Annotated in this window: 12 protein-coding genes and 1 pseudogene; 7 read left to right on the forward strand and 6 right to left on the reverse strand. The window is 73.5% G+C overall.

Going from position 1 to position 15,222, the window contains the following annotated elements; genetic code table 11:
* Positions 1-15: 15 nt before the first annotated feature.
* Positions 16-3,162, reverse strand: a complete 3,147-nt coding sequence (gene ileS / locus ACFWGZ_RS31030; protein WP_382455138.1) for an isoleucine--tRNA ligase — start codon at positions 3,160-3,162, stop codon at positions 16-18.
* Positions 3,163-3,438: 276 nt separating this feature from the next.
* Here ileS and ACFWGZ_RS31035 point away from each other — a divergent pair, with 276 nt between their 5' ends.
* Positions 3,439-3,858: a hypothetical protein gene (locus ACFWGZ_RS31035; RefSeq protein WP_382455139.1), complete on the forward strand. Its 420-nt coding sequence runs from the start codon at positions 3,439-3,441 to the stop codon at positions 3,856-3,858.
* Here ACFWGZ_RS31035 and ACFWGZ_RS31040 read toward each other — a convergent pair.
* Together ACFWGZ_RS31040 and ACFWGZ_RS31045 are read right to left on the reverse strand one after the other, a co-directional pair.
* Positions 3,752-4,105, reverse strand: a complete 354-nt coding sequence (locus tag ACFWGZ_RS31040) for a hypothetical protein (protein WP_382455149.1) — start codon at positions 4,103-4,105, stop codon at positions 3,752-3,754. The genes ACFWGZ_RS31035 and ACFWGZ_RS31040 overlap by 107 nt on opposite strands.
* 196 nt (positions 4,106-4,301) lie before the next feature.
* On the reverse strand, positions 4,302-7,355 hold the full coding sequence (locus ACFWGZ_RS31045) for a BTAD domain-containing putative transcriptional regulator (RefSeq protein WP_382455140.1): 3,054 nt from the start codon (positions 7,353-7,355) through the stop codon (positions 4,302-4,304).
* A 300-nt stretch (positions 7,356-7,655) separates the two neighbouring features.
* Between ACFWGZ_RS31045 and ACFWGZ_RS31050 the strand changes: the two are divergent.
* The 3 genes and pseudogenes from ACFWGZ_RS31050 to ACFWGZ_RS31060 all read left to right on the forward strand — a co-directional run.
* A pseudogene (locus ACFWGZ_RS31050) lies at positions 7,656-7,841 on the forward strand (SDR family NAD(P)-dependent oxidoreductase); the annotation flags it as partial.
* Between the two features lie 167 nt (positions 7,842-8,008).
* Positions 8,009-8,887, forward strand: coding sequence for a helix-turn-helix transcriptional regulator (locus ACFWGZ_RS31055; protein WP_382455141.1), 879 nt, complete (start codon positions 8,009-8,011; stop codon positions 8,885-8,887).
* Positions 8,888-8,962: 75 nt separating this feature from the next.
* Positions 8,963-9,598, forward strand: a complete 636-nt coding sequence (locus ACFWGZ_RS31060) for a carbonic anhydrase (protein WP_382455142.1) — start codon at positions 8,963-8,965, stop codon at positions 9,596-9,598.
* A 96-nt stretch (positions 9,599-9,694) separates the two neighbouring features.
* Here the strand turns inward: ACFWGZ_RS31060 and ACFWGZ_RS31065 are convergent, their stop codons facing one another.
* A complete protein-coding gene (locus ACFWGZ_RS31065) occupies positions 9,695-10,672 on the reverse strand; it encodes an L-threonylcarbamoyladenylate synthase (RefSeq protein WP_382455143.1) in 978 nt (325 codons plus the stop codon).
* A gap of 243 nt (positions 10,673-10,915) precedes the next feature.
* Between ACFWGZ_RS31065 and ACFWGZ_RS31070 the strand changes: the two genes are divergently transcribed.
* Positions 10,916-11,914, forward strand: coding sequence for a hypothetical protein (locus ACFWGZ_RS31070; RefSeq protein ID WP_382455144.1), 999 nt, complete (start codon positions 10,916-10,918; stop codon positions 11,912-11,914).
* A 4-nt stretch (positions 11,915-11,918) separates the two neighbouring features.
* Here ACFWGZ_RS31070 and ACFWGZ_RS31075 read toward each other — a convergent pair whose 3' ends face one another.
* The gene (locus ACFWGZ_RS31075; protein ID WP_382455145.1) at positions 11,919-12,779 is read right to left on the reverse strand and encodes a hypothetical protein; all 861 of its coding nucleotides are present in this window, start codon (positions 12,777-12,779) and stop codon (positions 11,919-11,921) included.
* Between the two features lie 303 nt (positions 12,780-13,082).
* Entirely contained in the window at positions 13,083-13,877 is a 795-nt protein-coding gene (locus ACFWGZ_RS31080) for a MerR family transcriptional regulator (RefSeq protein ID WP_382455146.1), read from the reverse strand.
* 78 nt (positions 13,878-13,955) lie between these two features.
* Here ACFWGZ_RS31080 and ACFWGZ_RS31085 point away from each other — a divergent pair, with 78 nt between their 5' ends.
* Both ACFWGZ_RS31085 and ACFWGZ_RS31090 read left to right on the forward strand, forming a co-directional pair.
* Entirely contained in the window at positions 13,956-14,306 is a 351-nt protein-coding gene (locus tag ACFWGZ_RS31085; RefSeq protein ID WP_382455147.1) for a nuclear transport factor 2 family protein, read from the forward strand.
* Positions 14,307-14,346: 40 nt separating this feature from the next.
* On the forward strand, positions 14,347-15,135 hold the full coding sequence (locus tag ACFWGZ_RS31090) for an SDR family oxidoreductase (RefSeq protein WP_382455148.1): 789 nt from the start codon (positions 14,347-14,349) through the stop codon (positions 15,133-15,135).
* The last annotated feature ends 87 nt before the right edge of the window (positions 15,136-15,222 follow it).

The raw sequence follows: 15,222 nt of genomic DNA on the forward strand, positions 1-15,222 counted from the left end.
AGTCCGAAGTGGACGTCAGGCCTTGGCCACGGCCACGGTGATCTCCGAGCCGCTGCCGACCGTGCCCGCGGCACCGCCGGGCAGCTCGTCCGCGAACTCGAGCGAGGTCGCCAGGACCTCGTGCCGCACGAACTCCCCGTGCACCCGCAGGACTTCCCTCACCTCGTCGCCGGCCACGACGGACAGGGTGATGCGGTCGGCGATGTCGAGGCCGGCGTCCTTGCGGGCCTGCTGGACCACGCGGACGACGTCGCGGGCGGTGCCCTCGGCCTCGAGTTCCGGCGTCACCACCGTGTCCAGGGCGATGGTCAGCCCCTTCTGCGACTCCACGACCCACCCGCTGCGCGGCACCTCGGTCACGACCACGTCACCCGGTTCGACGGTGATCTTGCCGTACTCGAAGGGAATCTCGGCCTTGCCGAACTCGCGGATGCCGTCCACGACGGACTTGGGGTCCGCCGCCGAGATCGCGCGCGCGACGTGCTGGGTCTGCTTGCCGTAGCGCTTGCCCAGCTCGCGGAAGTTCGCCTTCACCTGCACGTCGACGACCTCGTCGCCCGCGTCGAGCGGCTGCAGCACCTTGACGTTGAGCTCCACGGCGATGTCGTCCAGCAGGTCCTGGCCGACCTCCACGCCCGGCGGGAGCCCGACCAGGGCGTTGCCGAGGGGCTGGCGGATACGGATGCCCGACGCCTTGCGCGCCGCCCGGCCCAGCTCGGCGAGGCCCCGCGCGGTCGCGACCTGCTTCGACAGGCCGGCGTCGACGAGCTGCTCGTCGGCCCGCGGCCAGGACGCGAGGTGCACCGACTCGGCGGCGGAGGGGTTGCCGGGGCGGATCACCCGCTGCCAGACCTCCTCCGAGATGAACGGCACGAACGGCGCGAGGAGCCTCGTCAGGACGTCGAGGCACTCGTACAGCGTCACGAGCGCGTCCTGGTCGCCCTCCCAGAACCGCTGGCGGGTGCGCCGCACGTACCAGTTCGACAGGTCGTCGACGAAGTCGGCGAGCAGCCGGCCGGCGCGCGCCGTGTCGTACTGCTCCATCTGCTCGTCCACGGCGGCGGCCAGCGCGTGGACCTCCGAGAGGATCCACCGGTCGAGCACGGGCCGGTCGGCCGGCGCGCAGGCGGTCTCCGGGGCCCACGACGCCGACCCCGCGTAGAGCGAGAAGAACGACGCCGTGTTCCAGTAGGTCAGCAGGATCTTGCGCACGATCTCGTCGAGGGGGCCCGGTCCCACGCGGCGGGCCGACCACGGGGATCCCGAGCACGCCATGAACCACCGCAGCGCGTCCGCGCCGTGCGCGTCCATGAGCGGCACCGGCTCGATGATGTTGCCCAGGTGCTTGCTCATCTTGCGGCCGTCCTCGGCCAGGATGTGGCCCAGGCACACCACGTTCTCGTAAGACGACTTGTCGAAGACGAGCGTGCCGATCGCCATCAGCGTGTAGAACCAGCCGCGGGTCTGGTCGATCGCCTCGCAGATGTACTGCGCCGGGTACGCGGCCGCGAACTTCTCCTCGCTGCCCGGGACGTGCGGGTAGCCGAGGGAGGCGAACGGCATCGCACCCGAGTCGTACCAGGCGTCGATCACCTCGGGGACGCGCGTCGCGGTCTGCCCGCAGCCGGGGCAGGCGAAGGTGATCGCGTCGACGAACGGCCGGTGCGGGTCCAGTTCGGACATGTCCTCGCCGACGAGGGTGCCGAGCTCGGCGCGCGAGCCCACGGCGGTGATGTGGCCCTCCGCGCAGCGCCAGAGCGGCAGCGGCGTGCCCCAGTAGCGCGACCGCGACAGCGCCCAGTCGATGTTGTTGGTGAGCCAGTCGCCGTAGCGGCCGTGCTTGACGCGGTCGGGGAACCAGTTCGTGTTCTCGTTCTCCCGCAGCAGGGCATCGCGCACCTCGGTGGTGCGGATGTACCACGACGGCTGCGCGTAGTAGATCAGCGCGGTGTGGCAGCGCCAGCAGTGCGGGTACGCGTGCTCGAAGTCCTCGTAGCGGAACAGCAGGCCCGAGGTGCGGAGCTCGTCGACGAGGGCCGCGTTGGCGTCCTTGAAGAACACGCCGCCCACCAGGGGGACCTCGGCGAAGAAGCGGCCGTCGGGACCGACGGGGTTGACCAGGGGCAGCCCGTTGGCGCGGCACACGGCGAGGTCGTCCGCGCCGAACGCCGGCGCCTGGTGCACCAGGCCGGTGCCGTCGGTCGTCGTGACGTACTCGGCGAGCACGACGATGTGGGCGTCCGGGATCTCGACGTAGTCGAACGGACGGCGGTAGTGCAGGCCCGCGAGGTCGGCGCCCAGCACCGTCGCGAGCACCTCGGCGTCTTCGCCCAGCACCTCCTCCAGGCGCGGCTCGGCGATCACGAACACGCCCTGCTCGGTGCGGGCGACGGCGTAGGTCACCCCGGGGTGCACCGCGACGGCCGTGTTCGACACCAGCGTCCACGGGGTGGTCGTCCAGATCAGCAGCTCGGCGCCCTCGACCCCGGCCACCGGCGCGGTCAGCGGGAACCGGACGTACACCGACGGGTCGGTGACGGTCTCGTACCCCTGCGCCACCTCGTGGTCGGACAGGGTCGTGCCGTCCTTCGCGCAGTACGGCGCGACGCGGAAGTCCTCGACCAGGCGGCCGTCGTCGAAGATGCGCTTGAGCGACCACCAGACGCTGTCGACGTACTCGGGCGACATCGTCGTGTACGGCTCGGACAGGTCGATCCAGTAGCCCATGCGTTCGGTGAGCTGCTCGAACTCGCCGACGTGGCGCAGGACGGACTCGCGGCAGCGGGCGTTGAACTCGGCGATGCCGATCTTCTCGATGTCGGGCTTGCCGGAGAGCCCCAGCTCCTTCTCCACCGCGAGCTCGACGGGCAGGCCGTGGCAGTCCCAGCCGGCCTTGCGCGGGACCGAGAAGCCCTTCATCGTCTTGAAGCGCGGGAAGATGTCCTTGAAGACGCGGGCTTCGACGTGGTGGGTGCCGGGCATCCCGTTCGCCGTGGGCGGCCCCTCGTAGAACACCCACGGGCTTCCGTCGGCGGTCTGCGCCAGGCTGCGGTCGAAGATGTCGTTGTCCTGCCACCACCGGATGATGCCGCGGTCGAGTTCCCCGAGATCGATCTTGTTCGGCAGGGCCGCGAACGGGGACGCCTGGCTGTCCTGGTGCATGTCCGTAGAGCTCCTCGCTTCGTCTCACGTCGTACGAACGGCAGTCACGCCGTCCACACGGGGACGAAGCGCCCGGCACGTCCTGCCCGGGACCCCGCGGTACCACCCCGCTTGCACCCGGCGGGCCGGGTGCCACTCCATTGGCCGCGTGACGTGCGACGGACGTCCGGTTCTACTGGGGCCCGGGGCCCGTTCTTCCGGAGGCTCCCCGGTGATGGCCGGATCCAAGCCTGTGCGGTGGAGTGTATCGGGGATCGACACGGGTGACCGAGCACGGTGTCGAGGAGGCGCACCGCCGGGGTGCCGCCCGGCCAGGTCGGCGAGGTGTGCATGCGCGGCCTCAACGTCATGTCCCGCTACCTGGGCAACGACGACGCCACGGGCGAGGCGTTCCGCGGCGGCTGGTTCCACTCGCAGGACCCCGGGTTCCGCGTGGAGGCGAACGGGCGGGACTTCTTCACCCTCACCGGACGGGTGAAGAACATCGCCGAGGTCGCCGGGGAGACGGTGTCGCTCGACGAGATGGACCGCGCGCTGCGCGCCCTGCCGCAGGTCCGCGACGCGGCGTGCGTCGCGCTGCCCGAGCGGTTCATCGCCCTCGACCGCATTCCCAGGACCCCGGCGGGCAAGGTGCTGCGCCCCGAGCTGCGGACCGTTCTGCAGCACCGCGAGGCTCAGGCCATCGGCCCGGCCTGACGAGCTCTCCCCAGCGGCACCACGGCATTCGGCCCGGTGGTGCGCCCGCGGCCAGGACGAAGCCCGCGTCGCGCGCGGTCAGCACGTCTCCCGGCTCGTGCGGGAAGCTCACCTCGACCACGCCGGGCGCGGTGCTCGCCTCGGCCAGTCCGGCGACGGACTGGAGCCGGCCCGGCCCCGGCCGCAGGAACCGCACTGCGGCGGACCGGGTGGCCGCCGGCTTCGGCACCGGCCCGTCGGTGAGCATCCTGACCAGCTCGGTCTCGAGGTCGAGGCCCGTGCAGAACTCCAGCAGCGACAACAGCCCGCCGGGTTCGAACCAGGTGTGCACGGACTCGACGCGCGGACCGGTCTGCGTCAGCACCACGGTCACGTGGGCCGGTCCCCGCTCGTACCCGGCGAGGTCGAGCAGCGAGGTGGCCGCGGCTCCGTCGACAACGTTGTCAGCTCGATCGCCGGAACCGCGCACCGATCCCGAGCTCGTCGAACAGCTCGTCGGCCTCGCGGCGGCGCTCGACGGCGGCGGTGTGGTCCCCGACCGCCTCGTGGGCCTGCGCGAGGCCCTGGAGCGCGCGGGCCTTCTCGACCTGGTACTTCGCCTCGGAGGCGATCCGGTGCGCGGTGCCGTGCAGCTGCAGCGCGGCCTGGCCGCGGCCGTCGGCCAGCTCCAGGCCGCCGAGGATGCTCTCGACCCTCACCTGCCGGATCGGTGTCCGGCTGGTCCGGCCGAGGACGACCGCCCTGCCGAACAGGGCCGTGAAGCGGTCGCGGTCGCCCCGGCGGTGGGCGGCCTTCGCGGACAGCGCGAAGACCAGGGCGCGGTCCGCGGCGGGTGAGGCGTCGTCGACCAGCTCCAGCGCCAGGTCGAGGTACCGCTGGGCCTCCTCGTCCTGGTCCAGCCCGAGGTGGGCGGTCGCGAGGTCCGCCAGGGACACCAGCTCGTTGTCCCTGGCCCCGAGCGCCCGGTTGAGCTGCAGCGCGCGCAGCGCCGCGGCGGCGGCCTCCTCGAAGTGGCCCCACTGTTCGTACAGCGTGCTGAGGTTGGTGAGCGACTCGGCCTCGGCCCGGCTGGCTCCGAGCTCCCGCTTGAGGGCGATGGACTGCTGGAGTCGCGACAGCGCCTCGTCGAACCGGCCGAGCCCGCCCAGCAGCACGCCGAGCACACCGGTGTCCTTGGCCTCGCCCCGCCGGTCGCCGAGCCGCACGGCGAGCTCGAGCCCCTCGGTCGCCGCGGCGATCCCGTCGTAGAAGCGGCCGAGCTTCCAGTACGCGATGGCCAGGTTCGACAGGCTCACCCGCAGCAGCGCGTCGTGGCCGAGCCGGCGCGAGGCCGCCACGGCGATCCCGGCGATCTGCCGGCACTCCTCGAACTGGCCCTTGGCGTCGAACTGGAAGACGGCGTTGCGCGCCAGCGCCGCGGTGTGGCGGTGCAGGCCCATCCGGTAGGCGAGCACCACCGCGTTGCGCAGGGCGTCCTGCTCCCTGGCGAGCCACTTGCGCGCGTGGTCCGCGTCCCGCAGCAGCGGCAGGCTGGGGCTGTCGTCGCACTGCTCCGGCTCCAGCACCACCCGGCCGGGGAACGCGAGGTCGCAGGCCAGGTCGGTGGCCAGCACGTAGTAGCCGAGCAGGCGGGCGACCGCCGCCTCGTCCTCCTCACCGGCCTCCCCGCCGTCCTCGCTGCCGGCCTGCCGGCGGCCGAGGCGGCGCGCGAAGCTGCGCACCAGGTCGTGGAACGCGTAGTAGCTGAGCTCGTGCTGCTGGATCAGGTGCACGTCGAGCAGGTGCTCCATGATCTCCTCGGCCTCCTCGACACCGGTGCCGAGCAGGGCCGCCGCCGAACGGGCCTCGATGTTGTTGTGCCCGGGGTGCAGGGCGAGCAGGCGCAGGGCGGCGCGGTGCTTCGGGGTGAGGCCCAGGTAGGACAGCTTCAGGGTCAGCTCGACGCTGCGCTCCCCCGACCGCAGCTCGTCGAGCCGGCGCGACTCGTTGCCCAGGCGTTCGACCAGGTAGGCGATCGGCCAGCGCGGCCGGTTGTGCAGCCGGGCGGCGGCGATCCGCAACGCGAGCGGCAGGTGCCCGCACAGCTCCGCCAGCGCGGCGGCGGCCTCCGGCTCGGCGGCCACCCGCTTCTCCCCCAGCGCGTCGGCCAGCATCGCGAGGCTGCTCGCCGAGGACATCGTCCCCAGCGAGATCCAGTGCGCGCCGTCGAGGTCGACCAGCCGGACCCGGCTCGTGACCAGCATCATCGAGTTCGCGCCGGGCGGCAGCAGCGGGCGCACCTGCGCGGCGCTGCCCGCGCTGTCGAGCAGGAGCAGCAGCCGGCGCTGCGCGGCGATGGCACGCCACTCGGCGGCCTTGCCGTGGGCGTCGCCGGGGATCCGGTCGACGGGCACGCCGAGCTGCCTGAGCAGCGTCTCGGCGACCGAGTCGACGCTCATCGGCGGCTGCTGCTGCGTGAAGCCGCCCAGGTCCACGTACAGCTGTCCGTCGGGGTACTGCTCGGCGAGCAGGTAGGCGGCGTGCACGGCCAGGGAGGTCTTGCCCACGCCGCCCATCCCGTCGATCGCCACGATCCGCGAGCTGTGCCCGTCCGGTTCGCCCGCGTGGTCGAGCAGGTCGCGCAGCTCCTGCTCGCGGCCGGTGAAGTCGCGCAGGTCGTAGGGCAGGGTGCACGGCGGTGCGGTGGTCTCCTCGGCCGGTTCGGGAAGCAGGGGCGGCGCACCGGTCGCGGTCAGCGAGGGGTCGTTGCGCAGGATCGCGTCGCGCAGCCCGGTCAGCCTGGTGTCCGGGTCGATGCCGAGCTCGTCGGCGAGCAGGCGCTGCACGCGGGTGTAGGCCTCCAGCGCCTCGGCCTGCCGGCCCGAGCGGACCAGGGCGAGCATCAGCTGGGCGTGGAACGTCTCCCGCAGCGGGTGGGCGGTCACCAGTTCCACGAGGTCGCCGACGAGCCGGACGGCCTCCCCCGCTCCCAGCCGCAGCTCCACCAGCTGCTCGACCGCGGCCAGGTGCCGTTCCCGCAGCGCCGCGGACGCCGTGTCGATCAGCCGGCCACCGGTGCCGGCCAGGACCGGCCCGCGCCACAGGTCGACCGCGTGCTGCAACGACGACACCGCGTCGGCGGTCCGGCCGACCGCCACGGCCTCCCGCGCGCGGTCGAGGCAGGTCAGGAAGTCGTCGAGGTCCAGGTAGACCCCGTCGCCGACGACCGCGCGGTAACCGGCCCCCTCCGTGGTGATCACCCCGGCGCCGCCGGGCACGACCTGCCGCAACACCGCCACGGCCTTGCGCACCTGGTGCCTGGCCGTCGCCGGCGCGGCGTCGTCCCACACCGCCTCGACCAGCCGCGCGACCGGCACCGCCTGGCCGGGTTCGAGCAGCAGCGTCACGAGCACCCGTTCGTGCACGGGCCCGCCGAGCTTCACCCGCTCCGGGCCCGCCCAGCACTCGAGCGCACCGAGGACGGCGAAGCGCAGCCAGGTCGACCCGGAATCGGACAAGGGAGCACACTCCAGACAGATGACTTCCCATGACACCGGACACACACGGCGATCAGATTATCGCCGCTTTCCCTCTCGGCGCGCGGCTGTAAAGGTCCTCTGGACACTTTCCAAAGAACATCCAGGCACCCAATTGAGATGAACACCTGGTGACGAATCGAGCCGAGGGAGCCCTCGCGGTACCGCGATGCCAGGGTCTCCCCGCCGTTCAGCCCACCTGACACCGTTGTTCCCGGCTCTGATTCCACGACGGAGGACCAAAGAACAACGGCAGCGAACAAGCTTTCCACCCACACCGAACTGTTCGACCTGAGCGGGAAGCGCGCCCTCGTCACCGGCGGCTCCAAGGGAATCGGGCTGATGATTGCGCGCGGCCTTCTCCAGGCGGGTGCCCGGGTGGTGATCAGCTCGCGCGACGCCGGCGCGTGCGCGGGGGCCCAGCGGCGGCTGTCCGAGTTCGGGGAAGTCCTGGCCGTGTCCGCGGACCCGCCCGGCACGACGGCGGCCACGCTCGACGCCCTCGGCGACGCGATCGCCGCGAAGGCCCCGCCGGGCAGGCTCGGGCGCGACGACCGCGACGGGTACCTGAGCCCCGCGCCGGGGGGTACCAGCAGTGCCTCCCCCGGACCGCGGCGCGCGCCTACGGTGGGGAAATGGCCACCACGGACCCGCGCACCGACATCCGGGAGTTCCTCAGGTCGCGGCGTGCCCGGATCACACCCGAGCAGGCGGGTCTGCCCGCGCACGGCGGCCGCCGCCGGGTCGAGGGGCTGCGCCGCGAGGAGGTCGCGCTGCTCGCGGGGGTGTCGGTCGACTACTACGTGCGGATGGAACGCGGCAGCCTCGCCGGCGCCTCGGACGGCGTGCTCGACGCGCTGGCCCGCGCCCTGCAGCTCGACGAGGCCGAGCGCGGCCACCTGTTCCGGCTGGCGCGCCGCTCCGGGCCGGCACGCCGCCGGCGCGTCCCGGCCGCGTCGGTGCGCCCGTCGTCGCAGCAGGTGCTCGACGCGATCTCCGGCGCGCCCGCCTGGATCCGCAACGGGCGCTACGACGTGCTCGCGATGAACGAGCTCGGCCGCGCGCTGTACGCACCGGTGCTGGCCGACCCGCGCCGGCCCGCGAACACGGCGCGGTTCGTCTACCTGCACCCCGAGGAAGCCGGGGAGTTCTTCGTCGACTACGACCGAGTCGTGGCCGACGCGGCGGCGAAACTGCGCCTGGAGGCCGGCCGCAATCCGCACGACGAGGGGCTGATCTCGCTGGTCGGCGAGCTGTCGACGCGCAGCGAGCTGTTCCGGCGGCGGTGGGCGTCGCAGGACGTGCGGCTGCAGCGGTCCGGGCGCAAGCGGCTGCACCACCCGGTCGTGGGGCGGCTCGAGCTCGACGTCGAGTCGCTGGAACTGCCGGACGAACCCGGCCTGCACCTGATCGTCTACACCGCGCCCGCCGGCACGCCGACCGCGGACAACCTGGCCCTCCTCGCGTCCTGGGCGGCGACCCGGCCGGACGGAGCCGCGGCGCGGAACGGGTGATGCGGCACGCCTACCAGGTGTGACGTTGCACCGCGCCGGTAGGCGGCGACCGGCGGCGTGACCTAGGTTGTGATCATGGCCGAGCCCACTCCCCCGACGCCCCAGGACGCCTTCGAGCTGCTGCTCTCGGGCAACCGGCGGTTCGTCGCCGGCACGCCGGACCACCCGAACCAGGACGCGGTGCGCCGCTCCGAGATCGCCCCGGCGCAGCGCCCGTTCGCCGTGCTGTTCGGCTGCTCGGACTCCCGGCTGGCCGCCGAGATCATCTTCGACCGCGGCCTGGGTGACCTGTTCGTGGTGCGCACGGCGGGCCACGTCGTCGGCTCGGAGGTGCTCGGCAGCGTCGAGTACGGGGTCGAGGTGCTCGACTGCCCGCTCGTCGTGGTCCTCGGTCACGACGCCTGCGGTGCCGTGGGAGCGGCGTGCGCCGCGCTCGACGAGGGCGCGGTGCCCGGCGGCTACATCCGCGACGTCGTCGAACGGGTGACGCCCAGCGTGCTCGCGGCACGGGCCGCCGGGCGCGTGTCGGCCGACGAGATCCTCGCCGAGCACGTCGGCCTCACCGTCGACCTGCTGCTCGACCGCTCCCGCCTGCTCGCCGACAAGGTGGCCGCGGGCAGGACCGCCGTCGTGGGCCTGTGCTACGGCCTGGCCGACGGCAGCGCGCGGGTCGTCGCGGCGAAGGGCCTCGACGCTTCCGCCGCCGTCTGACCGTCCGCCGCCCGGCCCTCAGCCGCCGGGCCGACCCCCGGCCACCGTCCGCCCCCAGCCGCCCAGCCGCCAGGCTGACCCCCGGCCACTCGGCCCTCAGCCGCCGGGCCGGGGGCCTGCGGCGCGGTGGAGCCGGTTCGCGATCGCGAGCCCCAGCCCGGTGCTCTCCGGCACGGAGGCGACGATGACGTCGCAGCCCTGCTCGTCGAGGTCGCGCAGGAACCCGTACAGGCCCCGCGCGTACCCGGCCGCCGAGCCGGGGAGTCGCACCACGGCGTGCGCGTTCACCGGCGTGTCGCCGAGGGCCGCGGGCAGCAGGACACCCACCCGGTGCCCCTGGTCCTGGAGGATCTCCGCCTCGACGGCGACCTTGGCCGGCTCGACGAGGACGACCCGCGCCCGCGGCGCGTAGTGCGACGGGTGCTGGCCCGGCACCCGGACGGGGCTCGTGGCCGGGACGGCCGGCGCGAAGCCCAGCACCGCCTCCAGGTCCTCCGCGGTCACGCCGCCGGGCCGGAGCACGGCCGGGACGTCGGCCGTGGCGTCGACGATGGTCGACTCGACCCCGACGTCGCACGGTCCGCCGTCCAGCACGAAGTCGACGGCGTCCCCGAGTTCTGCGCGGACGTGGTCGGCCGTGGTCGGGCTGACCGAGCCGAACCGGTTGGCCGACGGTGCCGCCACGCCGCCGCCGAACGCGGCCAGCAGCGCGAGCGCGACCGGATGCCCCGGCACGCGCAGCGCCACCGTCTCCAGACCGCCCGTGGCCTCCAGCGGAACCCGGCGGCCGCGCCGCAGGACCAGCGTCAGCGGGCCTGGCCAGAAGTGCGAGGCCAGCACGCGCGCTGCGGCGGGCACGTCCTCGGCCCAGTCGGACAGGTCCTCGCCGCTGCGGACGTGGACGATCAGCGGGTGCGTGGTCGGGCGCCCCTTGGCGGCGAAGACGCGCGCCAGGGCGGCCGGGTTCTCGGCGTCCGCGGCCAGGCCGTACACGGTCTCGGTGGGCAGGGCCACGAGGCCTCCCGCCCGCAGGACGGCGACCGCCTCGGCGATGTCAGTGGTTCCGGTCGACACCCGGCCAATCCTCCCAGCCGTCCCCGCGCCGCGTTCAGCCAGGCCCGCGCCTCGGGTGCGGCCGCCTCGGCGACGTACGGGGAATCATGATTGCCGCCCCCTGTCCCCCACCTGCATAGTGATCGCAGGAGACCTGGGGGGCTCCGATGGGGGACATCCGCGCGAACACGCCGATCCGGGCGTGGGCTCCGGCGTGGTCGACGCCGCTCCTCCCGCCTCCCGCAGACCACGGAGGAGACCGCCATGCGCACCAGATCCCTCCTCACCGCGATCGCCGCGCTCACCGTCGCGACCGGCCTGCTCGCCCCGTCTGCCGCGGCCGATCCCGGCTGCACCTGGCAGCTCTCGCCGTTGCCCGTCCGGAGCGGCATGGACTGGTCCACCCTCCGGATCACCGGTGTCGACGCGCAGGGCGGCGTGTCCGGGTTCCACACCTCCGCCCGTGGCGCGGGCGACCACGCGTTGACCCGCTGGACCTCCGCCGGCGTCGAAGTGCTGCCGAGGCCGGAGGGCGCCACCGCGTTCGTGACCATCGCCGGGAACGCCTCGGGCCTGGTCATCGGGCGGGTGGAGCTGGCCGGTGGCGGCGCGGCGCTCATGACGCACGCCCCCGGCACCGGCTACCGCACGCTGCCGCTCCCCGCCGGGTACGACGCGGCGTGGTTCACCCTGGTCGACGTCAACGACCGGGGTGACGTGCTCGCCAAGTGGTGGGGCACGAGCGCGCTCCCGCAGGCCGCCGTGCTGTGGCGGGCGGAGGACGGCGTGCCGGTCGTCATCGCCCCGCCGGAGGTGCCGCGCCCGAACCCGGTGGCGATCCGCAACGACGGCACGGTGCTGCTCGGCGGCACGTGGGACCCGGTGTGGCTGTGGCGCGACGGCGCGCTGACCTCGCTGGGCGACTGGGGCTCGTCGGTCCGCCCGCGCGACCTGACGAAGGACGGCCTGCTCGCCACCCGCGACTACGACAGCCCCCGCACCTCGTGGAAGTGGCACGAGTCGACCGGGCGGATGGAGCGGTTCGCCGTCGACGGCGTGGTCGAGGAGGTCAACGAGGACGGGCTCGCCATCGGCTACCTCGACGACGGCGACTACACCTACGCCGTGTGGCAGGGCACCGAGTTCCTGGCCGAGCTGCCGAAGGCGCCGTTCGCCACCGAGGCGACGGCCAGCGCCGTCGGGGCGAACGGGGTGATCGCCGGGTTCTCCGGGACCAAGCCGGTGGTGTGGACCTGCCGCTGAGTCCTCAGACCCGCACGCCGACCGGCGCCTCGGCGCTGTCCTTCTTCTTCGAGTTCGCCGAGTAGTGGGCGACGGCGATCGCTCCGGCGATCGCCAGGACGAACCCGGCGGCCGCGGCGGTCACGTACCCCTGGCGGACGCGGTCGTCGAGGTAGACCAGGCCGACGAACGACGACAGGGCCGTGTTGGTGGTGAACATGATCGCCGTGACGGCGGTCGGACCGCCCTTCTGCAACGCCATCGCGAACAGCACCGCCGCGGCGATCCCGTTGAGCACGATGGCCCACGCCGCCGGTTCCAGGACGAGCCGCCACACCGGGTCCGGGAGGTCGATCGTGCGGGCCGAGATGCCGACGACGCTGTAGGCGACGCCCGAGCCGAAGGCCAGGGCCACGGTCGCCCAGACGTGGCGGTGGCGCCGCGCGTAGGCCGCGATCCCGAGCACCGGGACCACCGTGGCCACGAGCACCCAGCGCCACTGCGGCGGCAGGGTGTGCGCGGGGCCCGGCTCCGCGGAGATGCCCAGCAGGACCAGGCCGGTCGCGCCGACGGCCAGCGCGATCCACCCCCGCGTGCGGAGGTGGGCGCCGAGGAAGGCGCTGATCAGGGCCGTCACGCCGACGCTGAACGCGAGCATCGACTGGACGAGGAACAGCGGGAGCCGGTGCAGGGCCACCGAGGCGCAGGCGAAGCCCAGCACGTCCACGCCGAGACCGAGGAAGTACAGCCACTGGCGCCGGAGAGCGATGAGATCGAGGGACCGTCCGCCGAAGGCGCCGGCGCGCCGGACGCCCAACGCCACCAGGATCGATCCACTGCCTGACGCCAGGGTCGCCAGCACAGCGAGGACGTAACCCAGTGCCATTCGTCCATTGTGTCAGCCGGTGATCGAGGCTGCTCCGGCACCCCGCGGGTCTGACCTGCGGGGTCAGCCGGACGCATCCTCACGGGCGGTCGTAAGGGTGTGCTCCCACCGCCGCACGACGACGGCGAGCCGTTCGGCAGGCGCACCGGCACGTCGGTGCCCGGCATGAACGCGGTGGATCAGCCCCGCCACCGCGACGGGGCCGCCGGGCCGGCGGCGGTCGCGGGAAGGGGTGGGCGGCCATCAGCGTGCGACGGCACTGCGGCGTCAGCCGGACCACGGCCGCGTCGGGCTGCGCCCGCCTCAGGTGACGCGGAAGACCGGCCAGCCGATCTCGGTGCGCCACTCCGCCGGTTCACCCGAGTCGCGGGGACCGACGAGGTAGACCTCCCGCACCGGCCCGGCGACCGACATCGCGTTCTCCACCACCCAGGTCCCGAGTTCGCCGTAGGTGACCTCGACGCCGTCGTGCTCGCCGGTGTGCGTGGTGACGGCCAGTTCGGCGGCCGGGAGGACCGCGGGGTGCACGCGTCCGGTGCGCGGTGGCGCGTCGGTCGGCAGGTAGAGCAGCGCGTGGCCGCGCTCCTGCTCGAAGAGGGCGTTGTCGTAGCAACCGCCCGCCGGTCCGGTCGCGGCGGCGCCGACGGCCGCCTCCAGTTCGGCCATCGCGCCCGCGAACCAGGCCTCGACGTCGCCGTGCCCGATGACGGCCTCCACCGCCGCGACCGTCCGGGCGGGCTCCGCGCGCAGCTCGACGGTGAGCGGCGCGGGGTCGGGCCGCAGCAGACGCCGCAACGACACGACGGCGGCCCGCGTGCGGTCGAGCGCCTCCTCGAGGCGGTGCAGGTGGCCTGCGACCAGGGCCGCCCGGACACCGGGGTCGGGCGTGCGCAGGATCTGCCGCACGTCGCCCAGGGGCACGTCGAGCTCGCGGAGCCGGTGGATGACCTGGGCGGCGGGGATCTGGTCGACGGCGTAGTAGCGGTACCCGGTGGACTCGTCCACCACGGCGGGCTCCAGCAGAGCCGCCTCGTGGTACCGGCGCAGGGTCCGCACGCTCAGGTGGGTCAAGCGGGAGAACTCCCCGATGGTCAGCACCCGTGCATTGTGGACTCTCCCCCGGGGGGAGGGTCCACGGCTTGACCTTCCCTCTCCGCGAGGCCGCACGGTGTGCTCATGACACAGCACACCGACCTGATCCCCGCCACCGTCCGCGAGTTCTTCGCCGCCCACGTCGCCCGCGACGCCGGCACCGCCTCGTCGTTCTTCACCGACGACGTGGTGCTCGTCGACCAGGGCGAGACCGTCCGCGGCCGCGAGGAGGCCCACGCGTTCCTGCGGGACGCCGGCTCCGAGTTCGAGTACACGACCGAGCAGCTCGGCGCCCACCGCGCCGACGACACCCGCTGGGTGGTGACCGTGCGGCTCGAGGGCACCTTCCCCGGCGGCGTCGCCGAGCTCGACTACCGGTTCACCCTGCGCGGCGACCGCATCGCCGAGCTCGTCATCGCCAACCACCCGGCCTGACCGGGTCCGCGGCACGCCCACCGTCGAAGAAGAGAGAGAAATGTCTGGTTCGGATCGCGATCGTCTCGACGGTCGCAGGGCACTGGTCACGGGCGGGTCGAAGGGCTCGGGCGAGGCCGTCGTGCGGAGGCTGCGGGAGATGGGTGCCGACGTCTTCGTGACGGCGAGGACGATGCCCGACGGGTACGAGCGCCCCGACCGGTTCATCGCAGCGGACACGACGACCGCCGAGGGCACCGCCGCGGTGGCCGCGCGCATCGCCGAGACCGGCGGCCCGCTCGACGTCCTCGTGCACGTCGTCGGGGGCTCCTCGACGCCGGCCGGTGGCTTCGCGGTCATCACCGGCGACCAGTGGCTCGCCGAGCTGAACCTCAACCTCCTGGGCGCGGTGCGGCTCGACCGGGCCCTGGTCCCGGCGATGGCCGAGGCCGGCCGGGGCGTCGTGCTGCACTTCACCTCGATCCAGCGCGAACTGCCCCAGCACGACGCGACCCTGGCCTACGCGGCGGCGAAGGCGGCGCTGCGCACGTACAGCAAGGGGCTCGCCAACGAACTCGCGCCGCGCGGCGTGCGGGTCAACGCGATCAGTCCCGGCGGCATCGAGACCGAGGCCTACGAGAGGTTCGTGGACCGCATCGCCGAGGGCAACGGGCTCACCCGTGAGGCGGCGAAGCAGACCATCTACGACTCCCTCGGCGGAGTGCCGCTGGGTCGGTTCGCGAAGCCCGCGGAGATCGCGGACCTGGTCGGGTTCCTGGCCTCCGACCGCGCCGCGGCGATCGTGGGCGCCGAGTACGTGATCGACGGCGGGACCGTGCCGACCGTCTGAGCCGGAGGCCACTCGCGCACTCCCCCGCCGTGCGGCGACGCACGTCAGGCGCGCGTCGCCTTCTCCACCATGGCCACGACCTCACGC

The organism is Lentzea sp. NPDC060358 (assembly GCF_042725365.1).
GTDB lineage: Bacteria > Actinomycetota > Actinomycetes > Mycobacteriales > Pseudonocardiaceae > Lentzea.